At 57.9% G+C, this 25657-nt stretch carries 15 protein-coding genes; 14 read left to right on the top strand and 1 reads right to left on the bottom strand.

The genetic code is table 11. From position 1 onward, the window contains the following. Nucleotides 1-212: 212 nt before the first annotated feature. The 8 genes from KB449_RS18885 to rarD all read left to right on the top strand — a co-directional run bounded on the left by KB449_RS18885 (nucleotide 213) and on the right by rarD (nucleotide 14585). A complete protein-coding gene (locus KB449_RS18885) occupies nucleotides 213-1619 on the top strand; it encodes an extracellular solute-binding protein (RefSeq protein WP_282909856.1) in 1407 nt (468 codons plus the stop codon). Further along, nucleotides 1612-2520 carry a carbohydrate ABC transporter permease gene (locus KB449_RS18880; RefSeq protein WP_282909855.1) on the top strand — a complete coding sequence of 303 codons (909 nt, stop codon included), beginning with the start codon at nucleotides 1612-1614 and terminating at the stop codon, nucleotides 2518-2520. The genes KB449_RS18885 and KB449_RS18880 overlap by 8 nt, the downstream gene beginning before the upstream one ends. Nucleotide 2521: 1 nt before the next feature. Continuing rightward, nucleotides 2522-3343: a carbohydrate ABC transporter permease gene (locus KB449_RS18875; RefSeq protein WP_282909854.1), complete on the top strand. Its 822-nt coding sequence runs from the start codon at nucleotides 2522-2524 to the stop codon at nucleotides 3341-3343. Nucleotides 3344-3403: 60 nt separating this feature from the next. Then, entirely contained in the window at nucleotides 3404-5035 is a 1632-nt protein-coding gene (locus KB449_RS18870) for a hypothetical protein (protein WP_282909853.1), read from the top strand. Between the two features lie 18 nt (nucleotides 5036-5053). Beyond that, nucleotides 5054-7705 (top strand): DUF5695 domain-containing protein, encoded by a 2652-nt coding sequence (locus KB449_RS18865; RefSeq protein ID WP_282909852.1) that lies wholly within the window; start codon nucleotides 5054-5056, stop codon nucleotides 7703-7705. A 198-nt stretch (nucleotides 7706-7903) separates the two neighbouring features. After that, complete coding sequence (locus tag KB449_RS18860) at nucleotides 7904-12325, top strand: discoidin domain-containing protein (protein ID WP_282909851.1); 4422 nt, start codon at nucleotides 7904-7906, stop codon at nucleotides 12323-12325. Nucleotides 12326-12477: 152 nt separating this feature from the next. Then, a complete protein-coding gene (locus KB449_RS18855; RefSeq protein ID WP_282909850.1) occupies nucleotides 12478-13596 on the top strand; it encodes a WG repeat-containing protein in 1119 nt (372 codons plus the stop codon). 110 nt (nucleotides 13597-13706) lie between these two features. Then, the gene (gene rarD / locus KB449_RS18850) at nucleotides 13707-14585 is read left to right on the top strand and encodes an EamA family transporter RarD (protein ID WP_282909849.1); all 879 of its coding nucleotides are present in this window, start codon (nucleotides 13707-13709) and stop codon (nucleotides 14583-14585) included. A 118-nt stretch (nucleotides 14586-14703) separates the two neighbouring features. Here rarD and KB449_RS18845 read toward each other — a convergent pair whose 3' ends face one another. After that, nucleotides 14704-16131 (bottom strand): SGNH/GDSL hydrolase family protein, encoded by a 1428-nt coding sequence (locus KB449_RS18845; RefSeq protein WP_282909848.1) that lies wholly within the window; start codon nucleotides 16129-16131, stop codon nucleotides 14704-14706. 180 nt (nucleotides 16132-16311) lie between these two features. Here KB449_RS18845 and KB449_RS18840 point away from each other — a divergent pair, with 180 nt between their 5' ends. From KB449_RS18840 to KB449_RS18815, 6 genes are all read left to right on the top strand, one after another. After that, a complete protein-coding gene (locus tag KB449_RS18840) occupies nucleotides 16312-18090 on the top strand; it encodes a sensor histidine kinase (protein WP_282909847.1) in 1779 nt (592 codons plus the stop codon). Beyond that, the gene (locus KB449_RS18835) at nucleotides 18087-19724 is read left to right on the top strand and encodes a response regulator transcription factor (RefSeq protein ID WP_282909846.1); all 1638 of its coding nucleotides are present in this window, start codon (nucleotides 18087-18089) and stop codon (nucleotides 19722-19724) included. The genes KB449_RS18840 and KB449_RS18835 overlap by 4 nt, the downstream gene beginning before the upstream one ends. A gap of 98 nt (nucleotides 19725-19822) precedes the next feature. Then, the gene (locus tag KB449_RS18830; protein ID WP_282909845.1) at nucleotides 19823-21544 is read left to right on the top strand and encodes an extracellular solute-binding protein; all 1722 of its coding nucleotides are present in this window, start codon (nucleotides 19823-19825) and stop codon (nucleotides 21542-21544) included. Nucleotides 21545-21614: 70 nt separating this feature from the next. Continuing rightward, nucleotides 21615-22517 (top strand): ABC transporter permease, encoded by a 903-nt coding sequence (locus tag KB449_RS18825; protein WP_282909844.1) that lies wholly within the window; start codon nucleotides 21615-21617, stop codon nucleotides 22515-22517. 11 nt (nucleotides 22518-22528) lie between these two features. Further along, the gene (locus KB449_RS18820) at nucleotides 22529-23419 is read left to right on the top strand and encodes a carbohydrate ABC transporter permease (RefSeq protein WP_282909843.1); all 891 of its coding nucleotides are present in this window, start codon (nucleotides 22529-22531) and stop codon (nucleotides 23417-23419) included. Between the two features lie 215 nt (nucleotides 23420-23634). Next, a complete protein-coding gene (locus KB449_RS18815) occupies nucleotides 23635-25632 on the top strand; it encodes a carbohydrate binding domain-containing protein (protein ID WP_282909842.1) in 1998 nt (665 codons plus the stop codon). The last annotated feature ends 25 nt before the right edge of the window (nucleotides 25633-25657 follow it).

Here is a 25657-nt window from a genome sequence, read left to right as displayed (position 1 = left end):
CAAGCCCAAAATAAGAACCGATCATAGCCGATAAGAGGGAGTCTTTGAGGCGATCCATGGAATCAGCTTCAGTGTAGCAGAAAATATAAAGCGTTTACAGAGGGTCGGTTTCAGCCACCTATTCTGTTTTTTCGTATACCGACAAGGCTGCGTCCGGATGTTATTCTGGGCGTAGGTCACATTCTATCAGAAAATAGACGGAGGGCTGGGAAATGGTCAATACGAGAAAGAGAGCTATCGCGTGGATTGCGATGCTTCTGCTGCTGGCAATTGCAGCAGGCTGCGCGAACGGGGGAAATAAGGGCGGTGCCGCCCCAAGTCCCGGAGGGAGCGCGAAGGCGAACGAAGAGGTGGTCAAGCTCAAGTTTTCCTTCTGGGGAGGACCGGAGGAGAAGGCGTCGATGCTGGCGCAGCTGGATCAGTTCAACAAGCTCCATCCGAACATTCAGGTGGAAGGCATGCACGTCGCGGACGACTATATGGCGAAGATGAACACGATGGCGTCCTCGAATACGCTGCCGGACCTCGGCTACTTTCCTTCCGGCGCCGTTGCGTCATGGACGCAAAACGGCAAGTTGGCGGATCTGACCGAGCTGTATGAGAGCGACCGGATCGGCAAGAAGCTGGAGTCCGTCATTTTCCGGAATAGCGGCGGTTCCATCATCGGAGCGGGCGTCGCCAACGAAATTCTGGTGCTCAATTACAACAAGGAAATGTTCGATGAAGCGAACGTGCCTTATCCGCCGGCTTCCGCGGACGAGGCTTGGACCTGGGAGCAGTTCGTGGATGCGGCCAAAAAGCTGACGAAGGACCGCGCCGGCAAGCATCCGGGGGAAGCGGGCTTCGACGCCAATAACGTGCAAACGTTCGGCGTCAATATTCAAAGTCTCGGGCAGTATTATCCGGCGGCGCTGTTCAGCAACGGAACCGGGATCGTGAGCGAAGACGCTACCGCCTTCACGATCGGCAGCGACGCATCCGTGGAAGCGCTTCAGTCGATCGCCGATCTGATGTACGTGGACAAAGTCATGCCCAAGCCTTCGCAAATGTCCACCATCCCCGCCGAGGATACGGCGCTGCTCACCAAACGGATCGCCATGTCGATCAGCGGGCAATGGTCGCTGCAGACGCTCGGAAAAGCCAAAAACGAGAAAAATCTGAAGCTTGGCATCGGCGTGCTGCCCAAATTCAAGACGCCGCTGACGACCAACTTCGGCGAACCGGTCATCATTTTCGACACCGATCGAACGCGGAAATACAAGGCGCAGGTCGAAACGGTCTATGCCTATATCATGAACCCCGAGAACAGCATCAGCCTGATCAACAGCGGCTTGTGGATGCCCAACGAAGAGCAATGGTATACGGACGAAGCGTTGATCAAAAAGTGGACCGATACGCCGGTTCATCCGCCGGAATACCGCAAAGCCGTCGTCGATTACGCATTAAATCACACGAAGCAGAACCCTTCCTACTACTGGGAGGACACCGAGGCGCTCGTCATCATCAATCCGGAGCTCGATCAGCTGTGGCAGGGTAAAAAGACGGCCGCGGATGTCGTGCGCAACGACATTTTGCCGAAGCTGAAGGCCAAATACGGGGACAAGTACCGGTATGAGTAAGCCTGTATCGAGAAAAGCCGCGCTGAAAAAAAAGGAAGAGATCGCCGGCTATCTGTTCGCCCTTCCGGCGATTCTCGGCCTGCTGATCTGGACGATCGGTCCGATGGTGGCCAGTCTGGGCATCAGCCTGACCGACTGGCAGATTTTGAGCGCGGCAAAATGGGTCGGCTTCGACAATTACCGAACCGTTATCACCGAGGACCTTTTCTTTAAAAAGTCGCTGCTGGTCACCTTTTATTTCGCCATCGGGAGCGTCGTGTTCACGATGCTGGCTTCCATCGTCGTGGCGTTGTTCATGAATTACGGCGTCAGGGGGCAAGCGGCGTTCCGCACGATTTTTTACTTGCCGACGATCGTGCCGATCGTGGCTTCGAGCATGCTGTGGGTATGGCTGTTCAATCCGGACTTCGGCTTGCTGAACACCGTGCTGAAAAGCGTAGGTCTCCCGACGTTAATGTGGATTTACGACGAAGCGACCGTCATTCCGTCGCTCATCCTGATGAGCATGTGGGGCTGCGGCAGCGCGGCCCTCATCATCCTCGCGGGGCTGCAGGATGTGCCCAAGCATCTGTTGGAGGCGGTGGAGATCGACGGCGGGAACGGCTGGCACAAGTTCCGTTACGTCACGATCCCGATGATTACGCCGGTCATTTTCTTCAATCTGGTCATGGGGTTGATCGGTTCGCTGCAGGCGTTCGCCCAGGCTTACGTCATGACCGGCGGGGGACCGAACAACGGGACATTGTTCTATGTCTACCTGATCTACCGGGAAGCGTTCCAATACAATCACTTCGGCTATGCGAGCGCGTTGTCCTGGATTTTGTTCGCGTTGATCGCGGCGTTGACGGCCGGCGTCTTCAAGAGCTCGAAAGCATGGGTGCATTACGGAGGTGGCAAGTAACATGCGAATTCGCAAGACGGCCAGCTTCGCGGTTCTGCTCGTTTGCGCGGCGCTGGCAGCCGTACCGTTCCTGTGGCTGGTTCGCAGCTCGCTCATGAGAACCGACGAGTTGTTCATCTTCCCTCCCCGCATCTTGCCGGAAGAGCTGCTCTGGCAAAATTACGCGGACGTGTTCGACATCATTCCGTTTGCCCGTTATTTGTTCAACACCTTGCTGATCCTGATACCGGTCATGATCGGCGTGGTTCTGACGAGCAGCATGTGCGGATACGCATTCGCGAGATTGCGGTTCCGGTTCCGCAACGCCTGGTTCGCGCTGATTCTGTCGACGATGATGCTGCCCTCGGCCGTAACGCTCATTCCGACCTTCATCATGTGGTCTGAGCTGCGGGCCGTCAATACGTTCTGGCCGCTCATTCTGCCGGCCTGGTTCGGCGGGGGCGCGTTCAACATCTTTCTGATGCGCCAGTTTTTCATGAACATTCCGCGGGACCTGGACGAGTCCGCCGTCATCGACGGCGCGAGCTTTCTGCAGATTTATATCCGCATTATGCTCCCGCTGGTCAAACCCGCTTTGACGGTGGTCGCCTTTTTCACCTTTATGAACGTATGGAACGATTTCTTCGGGCCGCTCATTTTTCTTAATGAAGATTCCAAGTTTACGCTGGCGCTCGGATTGCTTCAGTTGAAAGGCATGTACGCCACGGACTGGAACCTGCTGATGGCCGGCTCCGCGATCATGGTGCTGCCCGCCATCGCCATGTTCTTCGCAGGCCAGAAATACTTTATTGAAGGTATCAGTCTGACTGGCATCAAGGGCTAGCGCCGGTCGGCGATGAAATTTGCGGATCGCAGCCGATGGCGATCCAGGAGGAAGATGCGGTTGTACACGATTGGTTACGATTTTGGAGATACCTTTGTCCGAATGGACGAATTGCAATTCGCCGTCCGCCTGTTCACGGTGAACAACGTATACGCGCCCGACCCGCAGCGCGTCGAAGTGCGCAGGGAAGGGGACCGCGTAACGCTTGCGGCGAGCGGGTTGTCGTGGGCGGGCAACCAGCGGCGGGCGGAAGGCTCGATCGGGCTTGAAATCGCACGAGGAGCGGATGGGCGTTACATCGTGACGGCCAGAGGGAGTCATGCCTCGGAGGAATGCAAATCGATCATGCTCGAAGTGCTGGGACTGGACGTTACGGCGCTTACCTACGACCAGAACAGGCGCGAGACGCTTGGGTCCGGCGGCTGCATCGCAGCCAAGCCGTATCCCGGTTTTATCATGAAAATGCCGCTTGTTTTCGTCGAGGACGGAAAAGGACAAACCTGGTACGCCTTGTCGAAGGACCGCGCCGTCCGGGGCAAAAGCTTCGCCGTGCATGAAGATCCGTACCTGGAAGGCAACGTGCTCGACTTGGTCCACCAGGAAGACGCCAGACGCCATGCGTTTGAGATCGATGCGCCGCCTTGGCACATCGGGCGCTGCGAGGAGCCGGCCGACATCGTGCGGGAGCGATGCGCCGACCTGGAGTCGCACTTTAATATCGTGCCGTACGGGCGGCGGTCCGACGTCCCGGCCTGGCTGGACGAGATCAAGCTGGTGACGATCCTGCACGGCGAGCACTGGACAGGGCATGTATTCCAGACGTTCGCGGAGATGGAACGCAGTCTGCACTGGATCGCGGAGCGGATGCCCGCCCATCAGGCTATGGCTTTTCTCCCCGCGTGGGACGGCCGCTACTATCATCGTTATCCGATTTACGAGCCGAGCGAAGCGATGGGCGGAGCCGAAGGGTTCGCAAGTCTCGTCGCGACGGCGCACCGTCTGGGCTTCCGGATTGTGCCGATGCTCGGCGCCAACGGGCTGAACCTGCAGTACGCAGAAGCGCTTGGTTTGCGGGACGTTGCCGCGCGGGACCGTTGGGGATCGGAGAGCCGCATCAATTGGGTGGATTGGGATTACGACCTGTCCGTGGAAAGCAACAGTGTGCTTGCCAATCTTGGCCATCCGGCCTTTCGCGAGCATATGATCGAGCGGGCGGCGCATCTGGTAGACACCTACCGGGTGGACGGCATTTTCCTGGACGTGTCGAGCTACTGGATCAACGACCCGGTCCATTCGCCGTACGAAGGCACGCTGGCGTGGGCCGCGGCCATGAAGAGCCGTTATCCCAACCTGCTGCTGTTCGGCGAGAACAGCTATGATGCGCTATGGGGCGCATTCAGCCTGTTCCATGAAGGACGCGCCCCGGGCGCATACGAATACGCGTTGTACCGTTATGCCAGGCAAACGCATTATTTGGCCCATCCGGCGCCGGGCAAAGGCTCGGGCGGCGTGCACGAATGGGCGTGGCCTTCCGGCGGGCAGCTCCCGTCCGGCGATACGCCGGAGGTGATTCCGACGCTGTCGATCGTGGCGGATACGCTGACTCGGCACGCGGACGAGGCGGAAGCGCAAATCGCCAAGGCCAAGGCGTGGCGCATGCATTTGCCGGGTCTGGCCGGCGTACCATTTTGACCATTGGAGGGATGGGCTATGACAGCTGCGGCCACGACGCGAAGTGATGCGGGACCCGGCATCGGCCTGACGTTTCGTCCGAATCCGGACAACGGAGAGATTGCTTTTCTGGGCTATGCAGGTGACCCTAGACAGGAAAATTATGTAGCCGGACCGATGGAACTGCCGTTAATCGGATCTGACGCCCCGAACAAAGTGGAAGGCTACTCGGCCGTCCTGCTTGGTTACCGTTTGCCGGGAGACCGTCCGGAGGAAGAGCTTGGTTACCGCCGACAATGGCTCTCTTTCCGGCGGGAGCCGGGAGAGGCGGAAACTTACGTATTCGAAAACGAGCATGTCCGGGTAATCAAAACGTTCCGTGCCGACGCCGATGCCTTGACGGTCGAACTCGCCGTCACGGCAGGCAGCCTCGGGCTCGAAGCCGCCGAACTGGCGATCTCGGCGCCGATAAACAACTACTATTGTCCGTGGCGATACGACCAGCGCTACTTGTACGGGCATTTGCACTACGAGCATGTCCATCCGGGCGGCGCGCACGGCTATCAGCTGGTGGAAAGCCTGAGCGGGAACGAACCGTTGCTGTACTGCATTCCGCTCGGGGATACCCGATTCGAGCACGTGTCCCGGTTCCCGGGCACGATCGATCTCGAAAGGCCGGGCATTCCCAATCACTCCTGGCCGGGAAGCAGCGTGCTGTTCCTGCATGCCGAAGGCTATTTGGACGCGAACGGCTTCAAGCCGCTGCTGCCTGGCCTGGCAGCAAGCGGAATTCGTCTGGGGCCGGGAGAGACGGCCGTCCGGCGTCTCCGGCTGGGCTTCGTCGAGCGACGGAGCGACGTGGCCGAGGTGCTGGTCAACAGCGGTAAAATCGATGCGTACGCGGTGCCCGCGATGACCGGGCCGATCGACGCCGAGTTCCGGATCGTCGCCAGGGGCCGCGGCAAGCTCTCGCTCCTGGACGCGAATAAGCTTGAGGCGGTGTCCGAACGGGAGAGCGCGGATGGCCGCGTCTGGCGGTTCAAATTCCGCGAACCGGGCGAGCAGCTGGTGCGGATTGCCGGCGACGGCGCAGCCGAGCCCGCGGCGCTGCTTTTTCGCGTGACCGCGCCGCTGCCCGAATTGTTCGAACGACGCGCGGACTTTATTGTCGACTATCAGGTGCTGCACGACGAGAGCAGCGTCCTGAACGGCGCCATTCTCCTGTATTCGCTCGGCGACTTCGAGGCATTCAAGGGCGAAGGCCTGTATGCCAAGGAGGACAGCCTGTGGGGCAACGGATCCTATGAAGGCGGGATCACCGATGGGATGTTCGCCGCGGAGAAAAACGCGTTGTATCCGAATCGGGGACAGATCGCCAAATTGGAGCGGTATATCGTCGATTATGTCCGCCGCTACCTGCAAAACCCGGACAACGATGAAGTCCAGTGGTGGCTCTTTCGTTTCGACACGACCCGTTCTTACAACTACATGCATGTCGCCAATCTGTACTACTCGATGTACCGGATCGCCAGGCAATACGGCATGACGGAAGCGTACACGGCCGAGCAATACCTGGACTTCGCATACCGGACGCTGATGAAAATGTTCGATGCGTCGCGTCCGATGGACCTCATCACCGGGCTGATGGGCGGACAGCAAATCTTCGACCTGCTGAACAGCTTGCGGGACGAAGAGAAGGTGGAGATGTACTACAACCTGCTCATTCGGGTCCGTCGGCACGCGGATGAGCTGTTCCGGGGGGATGTGCCCTACGGCTCGGAATGCCCGTACGACAACACCGGATACGAGTGTATCGCATTTTACGCCGATTATTTCAAGGAAGAAGATTGCCTGTCGGCGATCGGAAAAGCGATGCAGGCCGTGCGCGGCGAACAGCCGGTCTGGTGGTGGCAGGGCAGCGACATCCGCTGGTGGGATGCGGGGACCGACTTTGCGGAGGTATGCCATCACTATACCAGCCCGCTCAATTCGAGCGCGCTTCTGATGCTCGTTCGGCAAGGCGTTGTGCAGCCCGATCCGACGCTGCTGTCCCTTATCTATGGCGGCTTGCTCGGCTCTACGGCCAAGATTCACGGGGACGGGCGGGCCAGCATGAGCTATTGCTGGGAGCAGGAATCTCCCAATTTCGGCGATCATGTGTGCACGGGCGATGTCGGGCTGAGTCTGTACGGCACGCTGCTGGGCTTGCAAGCTTTTGCCTATGCTTCGCCCCGGCATGGGGAGCTCGGGTATCTGGGCCAGCTGACGCGGCAGCCGTCCGGAGCGGGCCTTCGGTTTGCGCCGCTTGCGGGTGCGGACAGGCGGGTGTCCTGGCATTTCGAGGACGAGCACGGTAAGGTCGAACGGGGCGATGCGTACTGCTCGTCCGGCGCGATCGGCGAGATCGTCTTCGGCGGAGAAAAAGGCGGGCTGCGGATCGCCATCCGGGGCAGCGGCAATAACGACGAAGAGGCAACCACGGGCGAAGGTGTCTATTCCGGCGAACTTCGGCTTGTGCTGCCCGTAAAGCCGATCGGCGCAACCGTCAACGGAACGGCCGTCCGGATACGTCCGGTTGCCGAGCAGACATATGCCGTCGACTATCCGACCGTCTTATCGGGCGGCCAAGAATGCCGGATCGACATCGCGATGCCGCGCGCGTCGTCGAAAGCGGAAGGCGGGAATAAATAAACGATTACAACTTATCCTGGAAATTTCCTTCTATTGGACGATCCGAGTCTCGTATCGAGCGCTTTCGGGCGAAAGAAGCGAAGGTTCTCCAGGATAAGTTTGTTAACGAGAGCTATAGCGCTTTACACCTGAAGCGAGAGAGGAATGAAAATAATAATGCGTCTAAAAAAAGCGATAAGTATGCTTTTGCTGGTTATAATGTCAGTCGCGTATCTCGATTTTGGTTCCAACGGGATACTCGCGCCTCAGGTCGCATTCGCCTCCAGCCCGAATCTGGCTTTGAACAAATCCGTGACCGCTTCTGCGGGCAGCGTTACCCCCGAGCTGGCCGTCGACGGCAGCTACGGTACGGGTTGGTATAACACCAATACGGGGGATCGTTGGCTCCGTATCGATTTGGGCGCCGCAACTACGTTTAACAGGTGGAAAATCAAGCATGCCCAGGCCAGCGACGACAATCCGGCCTACAATACGAAGGACTTCGTTCTTCAAATCAGCAATGACGGAAGCGCCTTCACGAACGTCGATGCCGTCTCCGGGAATACGCAGGGAATCACGAACAGACTCCTTTCGCCGCAGACGGCTCGGTATGCAAGAATACTTATTACCGCTCCCAATCAGGGAATGGACACGATCGTTAGAATACTGGAAGTGGAACTGTTTAACGATACGCACCCAAGCTCGAACAATTATTACTACTTCGATATGAAAAGCTATATCAACAGCGACCCGAAATCCTTTTACCCCGGCAGAGCCACGGAATATTTGGCGGAATCCGCCATCCCTTCCGGCCGGTACATTAAATTAAATATTAGCAGACCTTCAAGCGACGCGTTTAACACGACGGCAAGGGTGCCCGAATTCGAGCTCTATTACAATCTGGCAATGGCGAAAAGCGTTGCGGCATCGAGCTATCTGAATGCGACGACAAGGCCGGAGGCGGCGGTTGATGGCGGATCGTCCCTCGTCGGCGTGCCTGAGACCAAATGGGTCAGCAGCGGCGCCTCGGCAAATAGCACTCTCACGGTGGATCTGGGGCAAACGAAAACGATAAAGAGATGGGCGGTCAGACATGCCGAGGCGGGGGGAGAGCCGGCTTCGTTAAATACGCGGGATTTCGCGCTTCAAGTCAGCACGGACGGGGTGAACTTTACGAATGCGGACAGCGTGTCCGGGAATACCGGCGCGGTAACCGAAAGATCGATAACCGGCGCAACCGGCAGGTACTTCAGACTGAATATAACGACGCCCAGCCAGAACGGGGACTTGCATGCGAATATTTATGAGTTTGAACTGTACGACCAGGGAAATCTCCTCACGAACAAAACGGTCATTGCAAGCTCGGGTCACGACGGGGCGAATGTTCCGGGAAGAGCGATCGACGGGAATGCCGCGACAAGCTGGGTGAGCACCGGCACGCCTGCAAGCTGGCTCAAGATCGACCTGGGCAGCGTGATGAAATTCAACAGGGTGGTCTTAAAAAACGACGGCTATTCGGGAGGGCCGCAGGCGAACAACACCGTGGCCTTCGAAGTGCTGGCGAGCGCTGCGGATGTCGATTCGAGCTATAAAGGATTTATCGGCGCAGGCAGTTATACGAACACCACGTATCCGAACGCCTTCGACAGGTCGTTCAGCACACAGCTCTACAAGAAATACGCTTACGATATGATTACTTTACTTACGGCCTTGCAAGGCGTCGTTAACAGGGATACCGGGGGCCCAAAAATATTATATAAATATTTCTCGACGAACCCTGAATATTTGTCCGGCTATAATTCTGCCGATTACTGGCTGGACGGCCTGACGGACCCGGGCAATCTGTTAGCCGGCAAGACCAGGATAACCGTGACCGATCCGTTTGTGCTGATCGATGCTTTTGCCTACAAGTTCGGCGGGCTTGTATTGTGGGACGAAGCCGTACCCGCGACCTCGAACGTTGCAAACACGATTGCAGGCGTCGAGGATCTACTGCCGGTCAGATACGACGCGTCCGTCAACAGCCTCTATAGCGATATCATGGGCAGAAGCTCGCTTGGACTTACGCCGTCGGTGTATTTGAACGGCAAATTTACGGGGAGCGGCACGATCTGGAATTCGTCCACGACGTCCACCGGAAGCAAGAAAAACGATGCCTATATATGGGCAAAAGAGAAGTACATCAATACCGGCAAGGCGAACGCCAGGCTGCTGGCCTACTATATCGATGCCTGGACGACAAACGCGGATAAAAACGGGAATATCGCCTATCCCAACAGCACCGACGCCGAAGGCGAACTCAACGACCGCGGTCTGATCGTCAAGGATTATTTCATCCGAAATAAAGCCTTCTTCCTGGACCTGCAGCCCGAGCGCAATCCCGGCAGCGTGTTGCATAAACCGAACGACGACCCCAGTCAGCCTTTAGGGACGGATTACAACACCTTGTCTGCCATCCTCGATGCTGCAAGAGCGCAATCGGGGACCGATCCGATAACGGCGGGCGGCTATTTGCCCTGGAAATATAAATATACCGATTTCGTCGATGCGACTGCGGATACGGTAAGCTCGGTGGAAATCGCCCAAGGCCATATGTTTTCCCAAAGACTCATCCAGTTCGATGCGGATGCGATCGGAATGGAATCGTTAGCCAATGCGTCCGTGTACCAGGACATCCCGCTGGACGGCAATTTGCATCAGTCGAACGACGGGGATTCGAGCGTGACATACGATCCCGCCAAAAAATATATCATGCTCTATATGGGGGACTACGATAACGCCGCATGGGCCGGCAGTCTGCTGCCGGGAATATGGGACAAAACGAACGGAAGAGGCAGAATTCCTCTCTCGTGGCCCGTATCGCCGGTTGTCTCCAAGCGGGCTCCGATGGTTTTTAACAAGCTGTATGCCGAAGCGTCGCAAAAGGATTATTTTACGGGAAGCGATTCGAGCGGCGCCTATATTTATTTGCAAAAGATACCGAGCCCGTATTTGCAATCTTACAAGACGTACCTCGCAGGCGAATTAAACAAGTTCGATATCGATAGTACGGGTCTTTTGTTCGTTACCGAAGACGCGCCCATGACCGCGGAAACGTATGACGTCCTGAGCGAGCTTGTTCCAAATGGCGTAGGCTGGACCAGCGCGGAAAAGAAGTTGGTGCAGGGCGTACCTTATGTGCCGGTCATCAGTCCATTCATCAATGAGTCCGCCAGCTTCGTGGAGAAAACCTTTTACGATTACATGACCGCCATTCTTCCGAACGAACAATTTTATTTTTTCCGAACGGTGATCCAGGACCCCAAGCAGCTTGCGGATGCCATTGACGCCTTGCATGCCGATTTTCCGGCGTTAAATTTCGAGGTCGTCGACCAATACGCATTTTTCAGATTATACCGGCAATCCTTGATCGCGAACTTATCTAACCTGAGTTTTCCTGCAAACGGGAAAGGAACCGAAACCTCCGTCCTGTTCGAAGACGATGGAAGCACCGTCATGGACGGCAATTCCAGATACGCAAGCGCGGCCAACTCCTGGACCTACAAGTTCGACCTGGACGATGCCGTATCCGATGCGACCGCCTATCTGGATATCGGCGGGGATTATATCGTGAGCGGCTCCCGCGACAACGCGAATTGGACGGTGCTGGCCGACCCGGGGAGCGTTATGCCGAGAGCGGACGTCACTGTCGATCTGAACGCTTTGTTATCCAACAATCCAAACAAGCAGATCTACTTGAAATTTACCGACGGAGCGGCTGACAGTAATATGGGGGCGAGGTTATACCATGCGGAGATCGATACGAACAGGCACAATATCGTATTGAATAAGCCGGCGACGGCAAGCGGCCAGGTGAACGCCGAATCTGCAGCGGCTAAAGCCGTCGACGGGTCCATAGACAACCAATGGTGCAGCATCGACAGCGCTCCGCACTGGCTGACAGTGGACTTAGGCGCGAACTACAGTATTTCGAGATGGGTGGTCAAGCATGCGCATTCGGCAGGGGACAATGCCCTATTCAATACAAGGGATTTCAAGCTGCAGGTCAGCAGCGACGGCGTGAATTTTACGGATGCGGATACGGTAACCGGGAATGCGGCGGATATTACGGACAGGAATGTCACCGTTAGCGGCAGGTACGTAAGGCTCTATATCACCCAAGGCGCGCAGAACGGACAGTCGAATTTCGCGAGAATAAGGGACTTTGAGGTTTACGGCGCTATCCAGAAAAATGTGGCCTTAGGCAAAACGGCGACGGCGAGCGGGCAAGTGGACGCGAGCAGCGGTCCCGCGAATGCGGTAGACGGCTTGCTGACCAATCACTGGTGCAGCATCGACGCAGCCCCGCATTGGTTAAGCGTTGATCTTGGCCGGGTATACAATCTTTCGAGATGGGTGGTCAAGCATGCTCATTCTGGAGGCGATGCGGCGGCATACAATACGAAAAACTTCAAACTCCAGGTGAGCAATGACGGAACCAACTTTACGGACGTGGATTCGGTGACAGGGAACACCGCGGACATCACCAATCGAAACATCGCGGCCAGCGGACGGTATGTAAGGCTGTACATTACGCAGGGGGCGCAGGACGGGCAAGCGAATTATGCGAGAATCAGGGATTTTGAGGTTTACGGGAAGTAGGATATTCGCGTTCGCAATGAGAAGCTTTAAGAAAAACAGATCAGCTCCTGCCCTTGCCGGCAGGAGCTTTTCGCGCAGCAGCATTGACAATTTGAAATAAATGGCTGAATGTTGGAGTTGGAACAATTAACGTTTAGAACGGGAGCGTATGCGTGAATAAGCGATTACTTTTATTGCTGGCGAGCGTCGGTTTGGTCGGTTGTTTTGTCTTCCTGACGGCCGCCGTTGCGCCCAGCGGGACAGAGCCTTTGTTCGTTATCGAACAAAACGGAAAATACGGCTATATGAATAAAAACGGCAAGATCAAGATTAAACCCCAATTCGACGATGCCCAAGACTTTTCTGAGGGGCGCGCGGTTGTGAAGAAACGGACAAACAACGATTCTGATTCGAAATCAGGTTATATCGACGAGCAAGGCAAAGTCGTGATTCCCTTTAACTACGATCTGGCGATGGACTATAGAGAAGGCATTGCCGCCGTACTTACCTATACGCAAGATGGAGGTGTTAAAACGGCATTCATCGATAAAAGCGGAAAGACGGCTTTATCGATTGGCGCATACGTATCTTTCGGATTCTCGGAAGGAAGAGCGGCTATCGTAAGCCATTTTGCGGGTACGGGAACCGGCGAAATGCAAGTAGGCTTTATCGATAAAAAAGGCAAGATCATTGTTAAACCGCAATACGATTACTCCATTATGGAAGGCTCGTATTTTGCGGAAGGCTTGGCTGCCGTTCATAAGGACGGACGTTATGGTTTTATTGACAAGATGGGCATTGTGAAAATAAAAATGCAGTTTAAAGCCGCACTGCCGTTTCAAGAGAGCCTGGCTGCGGTCGAGGATTCGAATGGCAAATGGGGCTTTATCGATAAGACCGGCCGTTATGTCGTTCAGCCGCAGTTTGCTCAAGCGAATTCCTTCCATGAAGGTATGGCCCCGGTGATGAAAGAAATCAACGGTCAGCCATTATGGGGTTATATCAATAATAAAGGCAAGTGGGTTATCCCCGCCAAATACGGCAGCGCCGATCTATTTAGCGAAGGGCTGGCAGCTGTCGAAGTTCAAACGGGTCAAATCGGGAAGTGGGGCTACATCGACAAGACCGGATCCATGATTGTCAAGCCTCAATATGACTACGCGGACTCGTTTCACAATGGGTTAGCCAGTGTCATGATTAACGATTCTTCCACGTCACAATGGACGACCGACGGCGGAAAATACGGATATATTAATACAAAGGGAAAGTATGTTTGGAAGCCGAGCAAATGATTATGCGATTATAGCGTGTGAAAGAATTTTCTATTTATTTCCTTTGCTTCAGCTTCGATGGAGGCGTATAATCCGTTCAGACATCGGAGAGAGAAGCGGGGACATCGGTTATGAACAACGGGTTGGTCAACGCGGTAATCGCGTATATCATGTGGGGCGTTCTCCCGCTTTATTGGAAGCTGTTTAACGACGTGCCGGCGGGCGAGATTTTGTCTCATCGCGTGGTCTGGTCGTTCGTTTTTATGGGCATTCTCGTTGCCTTTCAGCGCCGCTGGGGCGATATCAAGCGAATTGCGACCAGCCGCGCGCTCTTGCTTCCACTCGCAGCAAGCGGACTGCTGATCGCTGCCAATTGGCTCATCTTCATCTGGGCGGTCAACAACGGCCATGTCGTCGAGACGAGTCTCGGCTACTATTTAAATCCGTTGCTGAACGTGCTGCTGGCGGTCGTGTTCCTTCGCGAGAAGCCGAACCGCGGCCAGTGGCTGGCGATCGCCATCGCCGGCGCCGCGGTTCTCATCATCGCGTTCGACTACGGGCGGTTCCCGTGGGTCGCCATCTCATTGGCCGCGTCATTCGGTTTGTACGGCTTCGCGAAGAAAAAAATCCGGCAGGACGCGTCGGTAGGCCTGTTGTCGGAGACGGCCGTCGTCCTGCCCGTAGCGCTCGGCTATTGGATCTACTTGGCCGCGGCGGGCAAGACGACGGCCTGGACGCTGCCTGCGGCTACGTTCGTCGAGCTGCTTCTGTCCGGCGTGGTCACGGCGCTTCCGCTGCTCTTCTTCGCGCGGGCTGCCGCCCGGATGTCGCTGTCCACGCTAGGTTTCGTCCAATACATCGGACCGACGATCATGCTGCTGCTGAGTGTGCTCGTGTTCAAAGAGTCGGTCTCGCCGGTGCTGCTCGTCGGCTTCGCGCTGATCTGGACGGCATTATTCGTTTACGCTGCAGCGTCGATGCGCGGCGCATCGCTTGCGAAAGCGGGCTGACGGCAAATACGTTTTTAAGCATGGAATCGAAAAAACAGCAGCAGTTACGGACGCGATCCTCTCGTCCTTGGCTGCTGCTGTTTTCGATTTTGGGGCCTACCGGATGTCGCATACACCGTTACCATACCAGGTCGAAAGCCGCAATCAATCCTTGCGCGATCCATTCATTGGCGAACGGACCAGGGTGAATGGCGTCGTCGAACAGCAGATCGACATCGACGAGTTCGTCCCTGACCGCATCTTCGAAAAAACGGTGGAATTCAATCAATCCGAATGAGCCCCGCGTGCAGAAGCGGCGGATCGCCTCATAATAGTCCTCGTAGGAGATGGAGAGAGACGGCTCGCCTTCGAACGCGATGCCGCGATCGCCGAGCGTCGTAAACATCAGCACATCCGTCCGCCGGCTGCCGTCGGCGTTCAAATGACGATTCAGCCGCAGCACGAGCGCCTCCAGCGCGGCTTCGAACTCGCGGATCGGCGTCTGCCTCAAGTATTCGTTGACGACAGGCGCCTGAATGACGGCAAGCGTCGGCGTAAAGGCGACGTAGCGGAGCAGCTCGTCCACATGGTCGTAAGGTCCGTCGTTAAAACTGGCCGTTCCGTCGCCGAGCCATTGGCCGACCGTGTGTCCGCCCATCGAAAAATTGCGAACGCGATTCAGGTCGGGAATGACCCCCCGCAGTATGGCCCTGCTGCCTCGCCGTTCGCCGGACATCCCGGAGGCCGCATGTTCGCAAAGTTCGTTCTCCCGCCGTTCGCCGGCCAGACGGAGAACGACATTCCCCTTCCGCTTCATCCCGAAATCGACGCCGTATACACGCTCCTGCGGTTCGGGCGCAAACGTATCGATGACGATCGTGCCGGAGCCGCTATTACGGACGGGCTCGGCCGCTTCCGTCAGTGTTCCTCCCTCTACCAGAAACAATTTCGGATAGCCGGAAGGCGCAGCGTAGTAATAGGGCGCTTCGATTCTCACCTCCAGCGCCGCTCCGTCGGGGTCGGCAACGACGCCAATGAACAGCATGCTCGCAGGCGATTTCAGCGGAATGCGGAATTCCGCAGGCGTCGCCTCGCCGTCTGTCCCGTGCACCCTCCCCAGTGTCCAGACTTCGCTTCCAAAGACGTGCTGCTCGGCCAAATACCCCAAATGCTCGCGTGCCCGATCCAAGAACGCCGCGGGACCATAGAAGCCGGGGGCCCGAACGGGACCGGCCAGCTCCAGCTTCATGCTTTCTCCGCCGCCTTCGGGGAAAAGCAGCTCCGTACCGAATTCCAACCGGTCTCTCACATGAGCGCCCAGCCTGGCATAGAAGCCTTTGTTGTACGGGAAGCTCATGTGCGTCGAATAATGAGCGCGTCCGTCGTAATCGGCGCTTCCTTGCCCCCAGCCGTGGCTGTCGCCAAATAGCAGGATTTCCCGGCACGATGTTCGAAGCTGTCGCCGGTTGGCCGCCAACGCGGGAAATGCGGCAGCCGTCAAGCGGCTCCCGTAACGGCGCAGAAACGACAGCCCGCCAAGCGAATCTCCTAGGCCTGTCCCACGCATCGCGAATCGTCCTCCCAGCTCATTTTTACTTTTGGCCGCTTTCTTCTTCAGTATAATGAAGACAATTCCTGCGGCAACGCCAAGTCGATTATTGTGGTCCGCACCTCAAAAAATGTGCATGGCGATGCCGGCTTCTTCGTCTGTACCATAGAAACAAGGGAAAGAAGGGACGGATTTTCCATGAAACCGGGCACCCTGTTTTCTTCCATTTTTACGCGGCTGCTGCTGACTTTCCTGATCGTCATTACGCCGCTCTATGCGATGACGCTGTTGATGAACCGGATGGGCGCGGAGCAGAACAAGCGGGAAATCGCCAATTCGCTGTCGTCGAAGGTACGGGCCTATACGGACGGTCTGGAGCTTGAGGTACAGCGGATCGTCGAATTGGAGCAGGATTATATCGTGGACGAGGATCTGCTGGAGCTGAGCATGGCGGCCGCGGAAATGAGCGATTACGAGCGGAACCGGGCGGTGCTCAATCTGCAGAAGCGGCTCAAGGTGATGCGCGCGTCGAGCCCGTATATCGCCGATGTCCGTCTGTTCGTTCCGGTCATGAACCGGACCATCTCGGCGCTGCATTACGACACGACGATCGATATGGCGCAATTCCAGACGTTCCGGCAGCCAGCCAATGCCAAGACGCTGCTGCTTCAGGACGGGCGGCTGTATGTCAGCCTGTCCTACGGCAGCCTGCCAAGCGACGGACCAACAAGAACGATGTTCGTGATTGTCGCGGAAATGTCGTCGGTCCGCATCGGTGAAGCGATGGACCGTGCATTCGATACGGATGGCGGTCAGGCTGGCGCGAGTCTGCTGATCGACGGCGAGTCGGGTACGGTCGTCCTGGGGGGCGAAGCGACCACAGCCGCAGCGTCCGAATGGAGCGCGGCAAGCCGGTTGATCGCGGATGTACGCTGGTGGAACCAGGACGGCGCCGCCCGGACGGAAACGGAGTGGGGGGAAGGCCGTCTGACCGTCGCCGATTATTCGCCCTATTTGGGCAAAGCGATCGTCGCCGTCCTTCCCGAGTCGCGGGTCGTCGGTCCGTTGAAGCTCTACGAACGCTGGTTCTTGCTGTTTTCTCTCATTGCCGCCGTCGTCATCCTTTTGTTCTCGATGCGCATCTATCGGCTCATTCACAGGCCGCTCGTCAAGCTCGGCTTCGCATTCCGAAGGGTGGAGGACGGCTCGTTGAACTTTACGATCCAGCATCGGAAAAGGGACGAATTCGGCTACTTGTACGCCTCTTTTAATGACATGGTCGGCCGCCTGGACAATCTGATCCAGGATGTATATAAGGCAAAAATACGATTTCAGCAGTCGGAGCTCAAGCGGCTGCAGTCGCAGATCAATCCTCACTTTCTGTTCAACAACCACTTCATTTTATCCCGATTGATCAAGTCGCAAAATTACGAGACCGCCGAGCGCTTCTCCCGATATATAGGCGAATATTTGCAATTCATCACGCGCGACGCGGCCGAGGAGATGACGCTGGAGCGGGAAGTGGCGCATGCGCTCGTCTATATCGAGCTGCAGACGTTCAGCTTCGCCTCCAGGGTGGCCGTCGACGTCGGTCCGCTGCCCGAGTCGGCGAGACAGCTGCTCGTGCCGCGACTTATATTGCAGCCGATTATCGAGAACGCCTACAAATATACGTTCGAGCGCAAAATTGCGGGCGGGCGGCTCGGCATTCGTTTTGAGGCGGAGGAGGAGGGCCTCGTCCGCATCTTGATAGAGGACAGCGGCGATTCGTTGGACGACGTCGCGATCGAGGAGCTGAACCGGCGGCTCACCGTATCGCCGGACGATGCGGCGGAGAGCACCGGCCTCGTCAATATCCATCAGCGGATCCGCATCCGTCTCGGCCCGCCATCGGGCTTGCGCTTCGGGCGAAGTTCGCTCGGCGGCCTGTTGGTGGAGCTGACGCTAAAGCAGACGAAGGGAGAGGAGCCATCTTGAACCGACTGCTGATCGTCGACGACGTCGCCATTATCGTGGACAGCCTGTTCGAGCTGATGGACGAGCTGCCAGGACTGGAGCTGGAATGCTACAAGGCCTATTCGGCTGTCGAGGCGCTAGAGCTGCTGAACCGGGTTCGTATCGATATCGTGCTTACCGACATCAAAATGCCGGAGATGAACGGCCTGGAGCTGCTGGATCGTATCCGCCTCCTTTGGCCGCGCTGCAAGGTCGTCTTTTTGACCAGCTATAACGAATTCGACTATGCGAAGCAGGCGATTGCGTCCGGCGGCTTCGACTATTTGCTGAAGACGGAGGACGACGACAAGATCGTCGGCGCCATCCGCCGAGCTGCGGAAGCGCTGAACGAGGAAGCGGAAATGGCGCATCTGCTCGAGGAAGCCAGACGACAGCTGGAAGCGTCAAGGCCGACGCTGCAAAAGGCGTTCTTCCTTGAATTGCTTCACGGCCGGTGGACGGAGGAGGAACGGCTGGCGGAGCGGTTGGATGAGCTTGGTTCGCCGCTGTCGGCGGACAAGCCGCTGTACTTGCTGGTCGGCCGCGTCGACGAATGGTCGCCTGCCGAGCGTTACGATGACCGCATGCTGCTGCTGCTGGCTGTCCAGCGCATTATGGCTGAGCTTGTGGGAGTGCGACTTCGCCTGTTTGCCCTGCCGTACGATTCCGCCAAGATCGTCTGGTTAATGCAGCCGACGGGGGACGGCGGCATCCTGCCTTTTCTGGCGGAAACGCTGGAGTCGGTTCAGTCGGCTTGCCGCCGGACGCTGCAGCGACCTGTATCCTTTATGCTCGGCGAGCGAGCGATCGCCTGGAGCGATGCGGCCGACAGCTTCCGGCGGCTGAACCGGCGGATGGGCTGGGGCATAGGTCTGCGTCCGGGCATGCTGCTGACCGAGACGCAGACCGGCGCCGACATCGTCGCGCCGGATGGCGAAGCGGATGCGGAGCGGCCGCGCTTTCGCTTCGACGGACTGGCGGAGCTGTCCGCGCTGCTCGAAAACAACCGCAAGGATCTCTTCTTCCCTGCGATGCGGGAGCTGGCGGCATCCGCGTCGGCGGGCAGCCCCGAGGAGCGAATGGCGCTCCGCTTCGGCCTGCGGGCACTGCTGATGACCTACGACTTCGGCGGCTTCCCCGAGGCGGGCAGCGTCGGCGCCCGTCAGCCTGACGGCGTGCACGATCCCGACGAGCCGGGCTGGGAAGAGGAGCTGGCCGACTTCGCCGAGCAGGCGGAGCGGCTGTTCGAGCGGCGGCGGCAAGGGCAGGCGGAGCGGGAATCGGAGGTGCTGGCGACGATCCATCGTCATATCGACGACCATCTGGGCGACGATATCTCGCTGAACCGGCTCGCCGATCTCGTTCAATTGCACCCTTCGTATTTATCCCGGCTTTACAAAGAAATGACCGGCCGCGGGCTGTACGATTACATATCGGAGCGACGTCTTGCGGCGGCGCGCAAATATTTGCGCCAGAGCTCGCTGAAGGTCCACGAGATCGCGGCGGCGCTCGGCTACAATTCTTCGTTTGCCTTCGCGCGCTTTTTCAAAAGCCAGACGGGCGTTACGCCTCAGGAATATCGTCAATTCCCGGACGGCTCCGCAAGTAAACAATAGTGGTCGTCATGTCATCAGATGAGCGTGGAAGGGCTTCCTATCCGTTTTTATAATGAAGTCGTAAAGCAGCTCAACTTATTCGGAAGGGGCGAAAAAGGTTGACAAAAGCAAAAAGAACATGGATCGCCGCGCTGCTGGTCGTGGCGCTCGGGACGACGGCGGCATGCAGCGACGGCGGCGGGAACAAAAGCGAAGGGCAGGGGGAAGCGTCGGCAAGCGCGTCGCAGTCTCCGGGCCAGACGGGCGGCGACCAAAGTCCCGATGCACAGCCGGAGGACATCATGGCCAAATACGATCCGCCGATCGAAATATCGACGGGTGCTTCGGTTAATCCGACGGTCGTCTGGAATCCGGGCGAGAGCATCGACAAGAACAGCGTCTACGACAACTACGAGCAGGAGCTGGGCATTCGGGTCAAAAACAAATGGGCGGTCGACACCAGCCAGTACGACGCCAAGGTGAAGATCACGATCGCCTCCAACGATTTGCCCGACTTTATGTACGTGCAGCGGGCCGATCTGGACCAGCTGGTCAAGTCCGACATGGTGATGGATTTGACCGACCTGTACGAGAAGTACGCGACCCCCGAGACGAAAAAGTTTCTAACGGCGGATGGCGGCGCACAGCTCGATTCGGCCAAATCGGACGGCAAGCTGATGGCCATCCCGCGCACGGACGCGCCATACGTTCCCGCGCAAATTTTGTACATCCGCAACGATTGGTTGAAGAAGCTGAACCTGCAGGCGCCGAAGACGATGCAGGACGTCCTGGACATCTCTCATGCGTTCGCGACGATGGACCCTGACGGCAACGGCAAGGCGGACACGATCGGCCTGTCGCTGCAAAAAGAAATACTGGCCAGCGATTCCGGACTGATCGGCTACTTCAGCAGCTATCATGCCTATCCCGGCAAATGGATCAAGACCGCCTCGGGCCAGGTGGAATACGGCGGCATCCAGCCTGAGGTGAAGACGACGCTGAAGCGGCTTCAGGACATGTTCAAGGCCGGCGAGCTGGACAAAGAATTTATGGTCAAGGACAGCAGCAAGAGCGCGGAGCTGCTCGTCTCCGACAAAGCGGGCATGGTGTATGGCCCGTTCTGGATGCCCAGCTGGCCGCTGCAGGGCGGCGCGGTCAAGGACGGCAAGGTCGTTCAGGACTGGGGCATTTACGCCGTTCCGTCGATCGACGATAAGCCCGCCCTGCAGCCCGTCGATCTCGGCGTCACCGGCTACTACGTCATTTCCAAAAAGGCGAAGCATCCGGAGGCGGTGTTCAAGCTGCTGAACCGCTGGGTGACGGCGCTGACGCGCAACGACCCGACGGAGGACGTCGCCAAGTATTCGCAGGGGTCGCTGAAGGACAAGCCGCAGGCGTACTACACGTTGAATCCGGTGCTCGTCTACAACATCGGCGCGCAGCTCTATTCCGGCGAGATGATGCCCAAGGCGATCAAGGCGAAGGATCCGTCCATGCTGAACAACGAGAACAAAATCAACTACGAAAACGTGATGAAGTTCGAGGCCGGCGACGCCAATCAATACGGCGCCTATATGGCCTTCAAGGAAGGCGGCTCGCAGCCTTTGCTGTATGAGTATTTTCAAGAGGGACGCTATTTGACCAACGCTTACTCGGGACCGCCGACCGCCACAATGGCGGATCGCTGGGCGACGCTGCAGGCCAAGGAGATGGAAGTGTTTACGAAGATCATCACGAACGGCGCGTCTGTCGACGAGTTCGACAAGTACGTGGAGCAATGGAAGACGCTGGGCGGCGCGCAGATTACGCAGGAAGTGAACGATTGGCTGCAGTCGCACTAACAATAGCGGCAAGTCTGTCGTCGGGGGCGGGCGAAGGCGCGTTCCCCGATCGGCAGCGGGAGGTCATGTTGTGAAAGCTTTGAGATGGAAAAATCAATGGCCGCTTCATCTGATGATCTGGCCGGCCGTCGCGCTCCTGTTCGTCTACAGCTACGTGCCGATCGCCGGCGCCCTGTTTATGGCATTTCAGAAATTTAATCCGGCCAAGGGCGTGTTCGCTTCGCCATGGGTGGGGCTGGATAATTTCCGTTACATTTTCAGCATGCCCGATATGGGCCGCGTGCTTTTCAACACCGTCTACATCGCGTCGATGAAAATCGTCGCCGGGCTGCTCGTGCCGATCGCCTTCGCCCTGATGCTGAACGAGGTGCGGGTCGCCGCGGTCAAGCGAACGTTCCAGACGCTCGTTTATTTGCCTCATTTTCTCTCCTGGGTCATCCTGTCGGGCATTTTGATCGACATTTTGTCGCCGTCCGAAGGCATCGTCAACAAGGCGATCGCCGGGCTTGGCCTGGAGCCGGTGTTTTTTCTGACCGACAACCGCTGGTTTCCGTTCGTGCTCGTCACCTCCGACGTCTGGAAGGAATTCGGGTATGCGACGATCATCTATCTGGCCGCGCTGACCTCGATCAACCCGGCGCTGTACGAGGCCGCCGAGATCGACGGGGCGAGCCGCTGGAAGCGGACGCTCTACGTATCGCTCCCCGGGATGGCCCCGATCATCGTCCTGATGGCCGCGCTCAGTCTTGGCAACGTGCTGAACGCGGGCTTCGAGCAAATCTTTAATTTGTACAATGCGCTCGTCTACGAGAGCGGCGACGTCATCGATACGCTCGTCTACCGGATCGGCCTCGAGCAGGCGCAATACAGCGTCGCGACGGCGGTCGGTTTGTTCAAGTCGCTCGTGTCCATGTTTTTTATCGTCATCTCGTACGGTCTCGCCTATCGGTTCGCCAATTACCGGCTATTTTGAAAGGGGGGTGAATGCTCCTGTTAGCAGCCCGGAAATGGAAAGGCGGCTGGTCGGACGGCATCCTCTATGCGATCCTGCTCGTCTCGTCGCTGCTCTGTCTGTTCCCACTCGTCCATGTGGTCGCCGTTTCGTTCAGCTCCTCGCACGCGGCGGCATCCGGCAGCGTCGTGCTGTGGCCCGAGGAGGCGACGCTGTCGTCCTACCGCTTCGTCTTCCGCCAGCGGCAATTTCTCGAGGCGGCGTGGATCTCGGCGCAGCGTGTCGCGCTGGCGACGGCGGTCGGCTTCGTACTGACCAGCCTGGCCGCTTACCCGTTGTCGCGCGAGCCGCGCGAATTTGCCGGCAGGACGCTGTACGCCTGGTATTTTGCGTTCGTTCTGTTTTTCGGCGGCGGACTCATTCCGCTTTATATGACGGTCAAGGATACGCATCTGCTCGACACGATCTGGGCGTTGGTCATTCCCGGCGCCGTGCCGGTGTTCAACGTGCTGCTGCTGCTCAATTTTTTCCGGGGGCTGCCGCGCGGGCTCGAGGAATCGGCGAAGCTCGACGGCGCCGGCCACTTTAAAGTGCTGCTGCGGATCTACCTGCCGCTGTCGCTTCCGGCGCTCGCCACGACGACGCTGTTCACAATGGTGGCGCACTGGAACAACTGGTTTGACGGCCTGATTTACATGAATTCCAAGGATAATTATCCGCTGCAGACGCTGCTGCAGACGATCGTCATCGCCAAAGACGCGCAGTTCTCGTCCGTACAGGACGCGGCGGCGATGGCGCTCATCTCGGACAGAACCGTTCATTCCGCCCAAATCGTCGTAGCGGCATTCCCCATCCTGCTCGTCTATCCGTTTTTACAGCGGTTTTTCATAAAAGGCATCGTACTCGGAAGCGTCAAGGAATAGCGACGAAGCGCATGGAGGGGCGCCGGGCCGAACATGGCACGCGTCAGCCGCCTGGTCCGGGTGAGTCCGCGCTTCGGCGGAGACAAGGTTCGCTTGTAGGAAAGCAGAGCCGTCCAGAAGGCCGTGCGAGGAGGCGGAAGAAGAGGCGGGGCGGCTGCTTTTTTGCAAAATAAAGATCGCGCCGCATGACGGCCGATCCCCTGAGGAGGACTATAATGAGTATCCGCACTTCCCCATGGCGACTTCTGACTGCGATTTTCCTGCTGCTGGCGCTGGCGCTTCCGACCGGCCACGCCGCTCCCGCCGACGCCAAGGCGCCGCCCAAGGCCAAAGCGCTCTCGTTCGCCGGCACCGTCTATTACGTCGATTCCGCCGCCGGCAGCGACAGCGGCAACGGCCTGTCGCCGGCGACGGCGTGGAAGACACTGACCAAGGTGAACGCGACGACGTTCGATCCCGGCGACGCCATTCTGTTCAAGGCCGGCGGCGTGTGGACGGGCACGCTCTGGCCCAAGGGGTCCGGAGATGCCACGGACCCCATTACGATCGGCAAATACGGAAGCGGCCGCGCCCCGCTCATCAACGGCGCGGGCGCGGCGAACGCGGTTTATTTGTACAACCAGCAATATTGGGACATCGCCGATCTGGAAGTGACGAACGACAGCGCGACGGCTTCCAATCGCAGAGGCGTCTACATCGTTGGAGAAAATGCCGGCACGCTGCACGCGATTCATCTGCGCAATTTGTACGTGCATCGGGTGAAGGGCGACAATACGAAGGATGCGGGCGGCAGCGCGGGCATTCTCGTCGAGGTGAAGGGCACGACGGTGCAGACGACGTTCGACGATGTCCTCATCGAGAACAATCGGGTCTCGTCCGTGGACCGCACCGGCATCGCGACGTTTTCCAGCTGGCGGTACAGCGCCGGCATCGGGTATTCCGGACCGTCCTGGGTGCCGCTCACCCATGTCGTCATCCGCAACAATTTCGTCAGCGATACGGGCGGCGACGGCATCACGCCGCACGTCACGGACGGGGCGCTGATCGAGTACAACGTGGTGGACGGCTTCAATGTCCGCTCGGGAACCTTCAATGCCGGCATCTGGACATGGGCCAGCGATCATGCGGTCATGCAGCATAACGAGGTGTACAACGGCAATACGCCGATGGACGGCATGGCCTTCGACATCGACCACGGGCAGACCGGCACGGTCGTCCAGTACAATTACAGCCACGACAACGACGGCGGCTTCGTGCTCGTCTGCAAGGACCCGGCGGCCGGCTTCGTGCGCGACAGCGTCATTCGCTACAACGTCAGCCAGAACGACAATACGCAAATATTCGGCTTCTGCGCGGACTCCCAGAATACGAAAATTTACAACAACACCGTCTTCGTCCATCCCGATACGGCGCCTTATTTGATCGCCGTCGGCTCCTCCGGCGCGAGCGCCTACTGGGCGAACAACATTTTTTACAATCTTGGCGAGGTCAGCTACCTGTTGAACGGATCGACCAATACGTTCGAGCACAACCTTTTTTACGGCTATCATCCTTCCAACGAACCGGCGGACGCGAACAAAATAACGGCCGATCCCAAGTTCGTCAGTCCCGGCAGCGGCCGCGACGGCATGGATACGCTGGACGGCTACATGCTGAAGACGGGCTCTCCCGCCCTTGGCGCCGGCAAGCTCGTGGCCGGCAACGGCGGAGCGGATTATTGGGGCAACGCGGTCTCTTCCTCCGCGGCGCCGAATATCGGCGCGTACAACGGCGCGGGCGTGACGCCGCCTAATCTGACGGTCAATCCGGGCTTCGAGACCGGCAGCCTGAGCGGCTGGACGACCGTGAGCGCAGGCTCGAGTCCCGCTTCCGTCGCCAGCGGCGACGTCCGGGCCGGCGCCTACGCCGCCAAGATCTATCCCGGCGCTTATCTCGAGCAGACGGTGACCGTCCAGCCGAACACCACGTACACGCTCAAAGGCTGGGCGAAGCCGACGGGCACGGGCCTGTTTCCCGGTCAGGTGTGGATCGGCCTGCAGGATGCCGCCAATCCCTCGCTGAACGGCTATTACGAGATCGGCATCGCCGTCTGGAAGCCGGCGATTACGACCTTTACGACCGGGCCTTCCACGACTTCCGTCAAGGTGTACGTCAACTATGTGAGCGGCGCCGACTATGCGCTGATCGACGATATCGAGCTGACCAAAAACTAACGGCCGACCGGACCGGGCGGCACAA

The sequence above is a fragment of the Cohnella hashimotonis genome (genome assembly GCF_030014955.1).
In the GTDB taxonomy this organism is placed as follows: domain Bacteria; phylum Bacillota; class Bacilli; order Paenibacillales; family Paenibacillaceae; genus Cohnella; species Cohnella hashimotonis.
This window is presented reverse-complemented; position numbering and strand designations above follow the sequence as displayed.

Bases quoted from the DNA above. Each gene is read 5' to 3' on its own strand.
- KB449_RS18885 (WP_282909856.1), top strand. From the start codon at position 213: ATGGTCAATACGAGAAAGAGAGCTATCGCGTGGATTGCGATGCTTCTG.
- KB449_RS18880 (WP_282909855.1), top strand. From the start codon at position 1,612: ATGAGTAAGCCTGTATCGAGAAAAGCCGCGCTGAAAAAAAAGGAAGAG.
- KB449_RS18875 (WP_282909854.1), top strand. From the start codon at position 2,522: ATGCGAATTCGCAAGACGGCCAGCTTCGCGGTTCTGCTCGTTTGCGCG.
- KB449_RS18865 (WP_282909852.1), top strand. From the start codon at position 5,054: ATGACAGCTGCGGCCACGACGCGAAGTGATGCGGGACCCGGCATCGGC.
- KB449_RS18860 (WP_282909851.1), top strand. From the start codon at position 7,904: ATGTCAGTCGCGTATCTCGATTTTGGTTCCAACGGGATACTCGCGCCT.
- rarD (WP_282909849.1), top strand. From the start codon at position 13,707: ATGAACAACGGGTTGGTCAACGCGGTAATCGCGTATATCATGTGGGGC.
- KB449_RS18845 (WP_282909848.1), bottom strand. From the start codon at position 16,131: ATGCGTGGGACAGGCCTAGGAGATTCGCTTGGCGGGCTGTCGTTTCTG.
- KB449_RS18840 (WP_282909847.1), top strand. From the start codon at position 16,312: ATGAAACCGGGCACCCTGTTTTCTTCCATTTTTACGCGGCTGCTGCTG.
- KB449_RS18820 (WP_282909843.1), top strand. From the start codon at position 22,529: ATGCTCCTGTTAGCAGCCCGGAAATGGAAAGGCGGCTGGTCGGACGGC.
- KB449_RS18815 (WP_282909842.1), top strand. From the start codon at position 23,635: ATGAGTATCCGCACTTCCCCATGGCGACTTCTGACTGCGATTTTCCTG.